At 59.4% G+C, this 8,228-nt stretch carries 7 protein-coding genes and 1 pseudogene; 4 read left to right on the forward strand and 4 right to left on the reverse strand.

Annotated elements, in window-relative coordinates; all coding sequences use genetic code 11:
• The 3 genes from C9413_RS23185 to ligD form a co-directional block, all read right to left on the reverse strand.
• Positions 1-1,975, reverse strand: a 1,975-nt coding sequence (locus tag C9413_RS23185; protein WP_246703835.1) for an adenylate/guanylate cyclase domain-containing protein, incomplete at its 3' end; no start/stop codon positions are given.
• Between the two features lie 593 nt (positions 1,976-2,568).
• Complete coding sequence (locus C9413_RS23190; RefSeq protein WP_022715542.1) at positions 2,569-3,123, reverse strand: hypothetical protein; 555 nt, start codon at positions 3,121-3,123, stop codon at positions 2,569-2,571.
• A gap of 845 nt (positions 3,124-3,968) precedes the next feature.
• Positions 3,969-4,871, reverse strand: a complete 903-nt coding sequence (gene ligD, locus C9413_RS23200; protein WP_039843889.1) for a non-homologous end-joining DNA ligase — start codon at positions 4,869-4,871, stop codon at positions 3,969-3,971.
• Between the two features lie 397 nt (positions 4,872-5,268).
• Between ligD and C9413_RS23205 the strand changes: the two genes are divergently transcribed.
• On the forward strand, positions 5,269-5,511 hold the full coding sequence (locus C9413_RS23205) for a DUF982 domain-containing protein (protein WP_039843888.1): 243 nt from the start codon (positions 5,269-5,271) through the stop codon (positions 5,509-5,511).
• A 238-nt stretch (positions 5,512-5,749) separates the two neighbouring features.
• Here C9413_RS23205 and C9413_RS23210 read toward each other — a convergent pair whose 3' ends face one another.
• Positions 5,750-6,010 (reverse strand): hypothetical protein, encoded by a 261-nt coding sequence (locus tag C9413_RS23210; protein WP_039843887.1) that lies wholly within the window; start codon positions 6,008-6,010, stop codon positions 5,750-5,752.
• A 174-nt stretch (positions 6,011-6,184) separates the two neighbouring features.
• Here C9413_RS23210 and C9413_RS34270 point away from each other — a divergent pair, with 174 nt between their 5' ends.
• From C9413_RS34270 to C9413_RS23215, 3 genes and pseudogenes are all read left to right on the forward strand, one after another.
• Positions 6,185-6,310: a hypothetical protein gene (locus tag C9413_RS34270; protein ID WP_267285084.1), complete on the forward strand. Its 126-nt coding sequence runs from the start codon at positions 6,185-6,187 to the stop codon at positions 6,308-6,310.
• 158 nt (positions 6,311-6,468) lie between these two features.
• A pseudogene (locus C9413_RS33755) lies at positions 6,469-6,731 on the forward strand (hypothetical protein).
• 94 nt (positions 6,732-6,825) lie between these two features.
• Positions 6,826-8,228: ATP-dependent helicase (locus C9413_RS23215; RefSeq protein ID WP_170250958.1), on the forward strand; the 1,403-nt coding region annotated here is incomplete at its 3' end.

The following is an 8,228-nucleotide window of genomic DNA, read 5'->3' on the forward strand; positions in this document are numbered from 1 at the left end:
CGCAGGACCATGCTGCGAAAAACGCGAAGGCCAACCAGAAACGCGCGCGGCTTGAAGGACATGAGCGGTCCATGATCTCGGCCGGTGACAGGTCGCCTGTGACAGGGTAAAGGCGGGCCTTGCGGAATCCGTCGCGCAGATGTTCGAGATCGCCAGAGCTTAGAAACTTGGTTCCGAACTCCTGCGGGTCGAAGGTTGGGTCGACGCGGCGTATCATCGCCACGACACGCGCGGCATCCTCCGCTCGATCGTCTTGCGCATAGGCTGCCGCCAGCAGGATACGGCTGAAGTTCGCGCCTGCGGTTGTTCGAAGACTAAGTTCCGCCTGTTCGATCGCCGCGTCGTAACGCCGTTTCAGATAGTAGGCCAGGCTCAGCGCAAAGCGATCGATCGCATTGAGATCGGGGTCGATACGCTGCGCCTGCTCCAAGGCCTCGATCGCCGCATCCGTCTGTCCCAGCCACAACAGGATGGTGCCGCGCCCGGCGAGGCCGTGAGCATCGTTCGGATTGATCGCAATGGCGCGCTCGATCTCAACCTCTGCCTGGTTGTATCTCTGACGAAAGAGGTGGATGTGGCCGAGAGTGATGCGCGCGCGCACGTCGAAATCATCAAGGCTCAGCGCCTTGATTGCCAGTTCCTCGGCACGGCTCAGGAAGGCGGTTGGCGATTCCGCCCAGCCCATCGAGCTGGCAATGTGATAGGTTTCGGCAAGGGCCGCATATGCAGCAGCGTAGTTCGGGTCAAGCTCGATGGCGCGTCTGAGCAGGGCGCGCGCCTCCACATTGTTTGCATGCGTCGGGCTCTGCAATGCCGGCCTGGCGCGCAGCACGTAATCATAGGCTGCGAGATTTTCGGTTGGCTTCGCGAACACCCGATTTTGTTCGATCTGCGTCACGCGAATCGCCAGGACTCTGACGATGCGAGTGACAATGTTGTCCTGCAGCGCGAACACGTCCGCCAGCGCCTCCTCGAAGCGTGCAGACCAAATCACCCGTCCCTGCCTTGTGTCGACGAGTTGCGCGATGACCCGCACGCGGTCGCCGGTCTGGCGGACGCTGCCTTCGACCAGATAGCTGACGGCGAGACCGCGGCCGATCTCCTCCGGGCTTGCGGGCTTTCCCTTGTAGGGGAAGACCGCGTTCCACGACATTACGGTCAGCGCGGAGAACCGTCCGAGTGCGTTGATGATATCCTGCGTCAATCCATCCGCGAAATACTGACGAGCCGAATCGTCGCTCTGGTTCAGGAACGGGAGAATGGCGATCGCGGGTTTCGTGCCGACTTCAGCACTTTTTGTGAATTGATCGCCAGAGCGCAGAATGCTGAGAAGTTTCCACTCAGAGCCTAGACCGGCCCATAGCGCGCCTAAAATAAGCAAAATCATCAGAGCCAGAGCGGCGAACAATCCCCGGCGCCAGCCGGCGGGCGCCGGAGCGGCCGTGGCGGAGAGCCGCACGCGAAAGGCGCGCACCGGCCGAGCGATGTTCTTGAGCTTCTGTTCGCCGATATCCTCAAAGGCAATGTCGAGCTTGCCTTGCACGTCTTCCTGCACGCGGCCCGAGACGCAGATGCCGCCAGGCTCCGCGAGCCCCTCCAAGCGAGCCGCCACGTTGACGCCATCCCCGAAAATGTCGTCATCCTCGATGATGATGTCGCCGACATTGATGCCGACGCGGAACTCGATACGTTGTCCTGCCGGCACCGCGACATTGCGTTCCGCCATGCCGCGCTGGATCTCGACGGCGCAGCGCACGGCCTCGACCACACTCGCGAACTCGACCAGCATCCCATCGCCGGTGGTCTTGACAATCCGCCCGCGGTGTTCGTTGATCTTTCGGTCGACCAGAGCACGCCGATGCGCCTTCAGCTGGGCGAGCGTACCTTCCTCGTCGTTGCCCATCAGCCGGCTGTAGCCGGAGATGTCGGCCGCTAGAATGGCCGTAAGTCGCCGCTCTACATTCTCGGTTGACAATCCGACTCTCCCCCGTGCGCTTCGGCCACCTTTCCGATAGCTCTGGGCGAAGCCCCAAGGAGCCCCCGATCGAAGGCGAGCGTCGCGCCCACCGCTGGGGCGGTGGACCCGCGAACGCTATGACCTGCTCGGCCACACCCTCACCGATCTTTTGGCCCGCAACCACATCGGAGCGAAAATGGACGCCGGCCCCCATGCGCGCGTCGGCCGCCTGCTTGGCCGTCACGCTCCATCAGCGCGGAGTAGCCCACCACATCGGCAGCAAGAATGGCAGCAAGCTTGCGATCCACGATGGCTTTCTTTAAGACCACCTATGCCCGAGGAATGCACCGTAGCAGAAATCGGAGGCATTGTATCGCCGCAAGGCCCTTTGCTGTGCATGCACCGGAAGGTCTGGAATGGGTCATGAGCGCTGGTTGCGTTCACTGTCGGGTTTCGGAAAGAAAAATCAGTCCGGGGAACGTCAGCAATGGGCGGTGGGTTCAACTAATCGCTGCAACACACTCTGCAAACCTCTCCGCGGGCGTCTGATAAAGCAAGGTCTTTCTTGGACGTTCGTTGAGCTGCCTTGCGATAGGACATCAAGGTTCCTGTCATTTGATCTCCCACGTCGTGTTATGCGGGATGTCCATCGCAGTATAGCCGCCGGGACCAGCCAGCGCAGGCATCGCTATACAAGCAAAGGGCTCACGCCCCGTGATGCCCGCGTACTTGCCGGTGCCGCCCGTGATAATATGGGTGCCACAATCCATTTCCGGCTGCGACTTGTCGAGATCGCGTGTATCGAAGGTCGAGAAGATCTTGTCGCCGTCCCGATCGGCCAGCACACAAGCGCCATCAATGTAGTTCTTGTCGCCCGAAGCAACGCTTACCGCCGTGCAATGTGCTGACATCTTGTCGAGCATCGCCTCTCCCTTCATATTTTCGGTGGTCCCGACCGCCTCCAGCGCGGTGGCCGTACCGACTCCGGGAATGTCAATGCTCATCAAAGGCCGAAAAACGAAATGCGTGACATAGGGCGTGGTCCCCTTCTTTTCGATCGGCTGTCCGAGGACGACTCCAGGAGCTAAGCCCAGGAGTAGTCCGGAGAGAAGCGCTGTTTTGACAGGTGTCATCGCTGCGGCGCATGCCGCGATTGTGGGTTTCATTGGTTCCTCCATGGTGCGAGCGGTGGATCCAAGCCGATGCTCAGCGCCGCCGCAGATTTAGAGGCGACCTGCTTGTGCTTCGAGACGTGTGTGGTTTCACCGAGCGCCTGTTCCCCAGATCGAGATCAAGCGTGCGGTCGTAAGTCAGCCCGATTGGCTGCGACAGCGCCTGGGACGAGGCTGCATCTTCGATCGCCGATGCCCCGGACTCCTCCAAGCTCATGCCGTAGCCGACGCATGAGCAACTGCCTCTTCAACTAAGATACCACAATTAGCGTGCCGAGCCACGTTCCGCGTGTCTCCGTCAAAAAGTACGACGCAATGATTGCGGCTACCGCGATTGTTAGAGGCGCCCGCGCCGTTTACACGGTCGACAATGGGTTCGGGAAATACCTGCAAGGCACAGATGTCGAACTGATAATAGTTGATGACTTGCCGCTACCGCCGGAAAATCCGCAGCGAAAACTACAGCTGCAGCGTTACCCAAAAGGCGTGTTAGAGGGACCAAGAGTACCCAAAAGAGATAGCTTTTTTGTCCATGTTCACTGACCTAATGTCAAACGACCGGCGATTCCCCAAGGCGACGGCAAAGGGGCAGACATGGCACACATTCAACCTACTAGCGTTGGTGGCTTCACTCTCCGGCCGAACTTGCTATCGGTCCTATCGATACTATTCGTTGTGGCGTTCGTTATTCTTTCATTGTTTTTGCATGTCGGGAACGAACCGGGTGAAGGTAACGCGATTATGTCGATCGCGCCAAAGATATCGATAAGCTCACCATAACGGGCGGACATTGAGGCTTGCATTCTAGTGCCCAGGCCAAAACGGAGCTGACTTCAGCTTCATTCGATCTCAAAAATCCCGGCATTCTCCTCCGGATCGCGCAGTCCTTTGTACGACGACTGCCGCAGTTTGCCGTCATGCGTCCATGCGCGATATTCGACCTCGGCAACCAGGGCTGGCTTCACCCAGACGATATATTTGCGCCGGCCTGAATATTCCACAAGTGGCTTCTTCACCTTGAGCTTGTCGAGTGCGGCGCGCAGCTCATTCGCCGTTCGTTCATTAAAGCCGGTCCCCACCGATCCGACATAGACAAGCTTGCGGCCTTGGCGCGCTCCGAGCAGCAGTGAACCGATCCCTGCCCGCGCAACAAAGGAATGCTCATAGCCGACGATCGCGAAGCCGTCGCTCTGGATGCATTTGATCTTCTGCCAGTCGCCACGCCGGCCGGAGCGATAGGTGCTCTCACGGTCTTTCGCGATGATGCCCTCAAGGCCGTGTTCGCGGGCAGCAAAATACAGCCGGTCTCCGTCTGCCTCGATCTCTTCAGAAAGCCGGATGACATCGTCCCTGCTCTTGATCAGACCCTCCAAGAGATGCCGCCGAGCGGTGAATTCCAACGGCCTCAGATCATGGCCGTCGAAATAGAGAAGATCGAACGCCATGAAGATCGCATCGGTCGAGATGCGCTTTCCGCCCCGATCGCCGAGCGATTGTTGCAGCAGTCCGAAATCCGACCGGCCCTGCGCGTCGAGAACGACTGCCTCGCCATCAAGGATCGCCGTCGCCACGTCTAGCTTCTTCGCCGCTTTTGCGATGGCCGGAAAGCGATCCGTCCAATCGTGGCCGCCTCTGGTAATAATCCGAACGCCTTTCGGCTCGATATGCACAGCCAGGCGATAGCCGTCCCATTTTATTTCGAAAGCCCACTCCCGCCCTTTAGGCGGTCTGGTGCCGTCGATCTGAACAGGAGCGGCAGCACGATCAACCCAAGCGGCGTCAACCCTGCCATCCCGTCATCGCCTGCCTGCACGAATGCAGCGGGGCAGCAGGACGACGCGGCAACCGGGACCTCCGGGCTCGGCTGCCCGCCACTTCCTCGATAAGGTCGCGAGACGTAGATTGGCTTTAAGAGCGCCCTGACTGCAAAAAAGCGAGCGGTCACCTGGCAGGCGTGACAGCTGGCGGCATCATTTCTGCCAAAAATTCAGTCCTCCGTCGCACCTTGCGCATCTGCCGCGATCAAACCCGATTGCAGGCGACAAATATCCCGCTAATATACCCATGTGCACGGTCCTTCTTAGGGGAACGCAAAGGGCTGGCTGCGCGTTTTGGCGTAAACGCTGGAGGAATACGCCTATGGCAACGGAAAGATGGGGAAATCCGGTCAAAGTCGGCTTCGAAAACGCCGATGCGCGAACCGTGAACGGCCCGTTCGATGCATTGAAATGTCTTACCGATCTTTGGCCCGCAAATCGCGGGCTTCGTTATCTTAAGGCCCGCAGCGTCTGCCGCGCGGCGCTCGATGGACGCAAGACCGCCGAGGAGGCCCGCGCCGAGTTTCTGGCGGCGGCGGAAGAAGCCAAGCTGAAGCTGCACTGACGGGTGCACCACGGCCAACTGTAGTCGGAATTGCTGCCCTGTGCCGCTCAGGCATGGTTGTTCATTTTCATTTGACTGTTGAATGAGGATCGGCTGGAAACCCGTGCTGAAGGCGTTGCACGCGAGCGCTGGCTACCCATGAAACTGCAGCCATCATGATGATGGTCGATGATGGTCAGAGGCTCATTCCCTCAGCCATGCGTAGGCCTTGTCAGGGCAGAATCCCCGTAGCCTTTCTTCAGCAGTTGCTGTCGCTTTCTATCTCGAGATAGCCGACGCCGATGATGGTGCCGTCCGGAGCACGGATGAAGGATGGCAGATAATGCGCGTCGGCCGGCTCACAGGCAGGCGCGCCGGTATATTCATTGAGCGCAATCTGATCCTGCGGCAGTGCCGAATAATAATCGATATCGGTTTTGAGTGAGGCGGATGCAGGTGTGGCAAATGCGGCGGATGCAACAAGAAGTGCGGCAGCCCCCAGTCGGAATGTCGTCCTCATAACAGTCTCCGGCGTTGAATTCAGACGATCAAACACGTGAGGTGCAGTTTTTGTTCCCGCTTTTTCTTGCGCATTCTCGCGAGAATCCTTTGGAACTTTTCTTTCGCTTGAAAAAGTTTAATTGAATTGTCTCAAATCCCGTCATCCGAAGTAGAAATTGCCATGAGAACACTGATGCTTATCATTATTGCAGCGATGATCGCCTCGATTCTCAGTATCCTGGTGGTCAAACCTTTCGACAAGGGCGGGGGAAATGACGACACGCCCCCGGAGACGATCCAGCAACCAGAACCGAACTGACCGGTCGCACCGCAACAGAGGCTTACACGCTTCAAAGCGGTTTTCCCTTGCATCCCGGCGCGCCGAGCTGATCGGAATCAACCATTGTCTTTGAAACCACCCTTAGCGTGCGGTAGCGGGTCGCCCATATGCAACGGATCGACAGCCGGGGTCGTTCAATGAAAGTGATCATTTCGGCAATTTTCGCAGCGGTCTTCTGTGCGCCTGCACATCCTCCGGCAGATCGGAGCCCACGCCCATTCGCGGCAGCTTGACCTATGGCGGGCAGCCGCGAACCAAACTGACAAAATCACCCGTCGGCAGCGCCGTTTACAACAATTTCTACAATTCAAGCGGCAACCGGGTGCGGGAAACCTACATTCTCCAGCCAGATCGGAGCTTGAAACTCATGCGGCAGGAAGTGGTGTCCGCCGTTCACTAAAGCTTGCGCTTGACAGGAATCATTATCGAGAACATTCAAGGAACGCCTAATCTGTCCGCGCCGTCATGCGTGCGGGCGCCAACCGGATGGCTGGATGTATCTCGAAAAGCTCAATCCACAGCAGCGCATGGCAGTCGAACACGGCACGCTTGCCGGCGGTAGCCACGTCGCAGGTCCGCTTCTGGTGATCGCCGGCGCGGGTTCCGGCAAGACGAACACGCTGGCGCACCGCGTTGCGCATCTGATCGTCAAGGGTGCGGATCCGCGCCGCATCCTGCTGATGACTTTCTCCCGCCGAGCGGCCTTCGAGATGGCGCGCCGCGTCGAGCGGATTTGCGCTGAGGTTCTTGGCAGGAATTCCGGCATCATGGCCGATGCGCTGGCCTGGAGCGGTACCTTCCATGGGATCGGCGCGCGGCTGCTTCGCGATTATGCCGAGCAGATCGGGGTTGACCCCGCCTTCACCATCCATGACCGCGAAGACAGCGCCGATCTGATGAACCTCGTTCGTCACGATCTCGGCTTCTCGAAAATGGAAAGCCGCTTCCCGACCAAGGGTACCTGCCTTGCGATCTATTCACGGGCCGTGAATTCGCAGACGGAGCTGCCCCTGGTCCTGCGTGACGCCTTCCCCTGGTGTGCTGCATGGGAAAAGCAGCTCCGCGAACTTTTCGCCGCCTATGTCGAGGCCAAGCAGACCCAGAACGTTCTCGACTATGACGATCTGCTCCTCTACTGGGCGCAGATGGTTGCCGAACCATTGATCGCCGAGGATATCGGCGGCCGCTTCGATCATTTGCTCGTCGACGAGTATCAGGATACGAACCGCCTGCAGGCCTCCATCCTGCTTGCCTTGAAGCCTGAGGGACAGGGGCTTACCGTCGTTGGGGACGATGCGCAGTCGATCTATTCCTTCCGCGCCGCCACAGTCCGCAACATCCTCGATTTCCCGGCCTCATTCAGCCCGCCGGCCAATATTGTCACGCTCGATCGCAACTATCGTTCGACGCAACCCATTCTCGCCGCGGCCAATGCCGTCATTGATCTTGCCTCGGAGCGCTTCACCAAGAACTTATGGACGGAGCGGCAATCGGGCGAGCGCCCGCGCCTCGTCACGGTGCGCGACGAGGCCGACCAGGCCCGGTATGTTGCCGACAAGGTGCTTGAGAACCGCGAAGAGGGCACGCGGCTGAAGAACCAGGCGGTGCTTTTCCGCGCCTCGCACCACAGCGGCGCGCTGGAAGTCGAGCTCACCCGCCGCAACATTCCCTTCGTGAAATTCGGCGGCCTGAAATTTCTCGACAGCGCGCATGTCAAGGACATGCTGGCCGTCCTGCGCTTTGCGCTCAATCCGCGCGACCGGGTCGCCGGCTTCCGGCTGATGCAGATCCTGCCGGGCGTCGGACCCTCGACCGCCCAGCGGGCACTCGACCAGATGGCGGAGGCTCCAAGGCCCTTGCAGGCCCCCGCCGACAAGCCCGCCCCGCCGCGCGGCGC

The sequence above is a fragment of the Rhizobium sp. SEMIA 4085 genome (assembly GCF_013004495.1).
In the GTDB taxonomy this organism is placed as follows: Bacteria; Pseudomonadota; Alphaproteobacteria; order Rhizobiales; family Rhizobiaceae; genus Rhizobium; species Rhizobium gallicum.

Excerpts from the sequence above, each read along its gene's own strand:
- C9413_RS23190 (WP_022715542.1), bottom strand. The coding sequence starts at position 3,123 with ATGAAACCCACAATCGCGGCATGCGCCGCAGCGATGACACCTGTCAAA.
- C9413_RS23205 (WP_039843888.1), top strand. The coding sequence starts at position 5,269 with ATGGCAACGGAAAGATGGGGAAATCCGGTCAAAGTCGGCTTCGAAAAC.
- C9413_RS23210 (WP_039843887.1), bottom strand. The coding sequence starts at position 6,010 with ATGAGGACGACATTCCGACTGGGGGCTGCCGCACTTCTTGTTGCATCC.
- C9413_RS34270 (WP_267285084.1), top strand. The coding sequence starts at position 6,185 with ATGCTTATCATTATTGCAGCGATGATCGCCTCGATTCTCAGTATCCTG.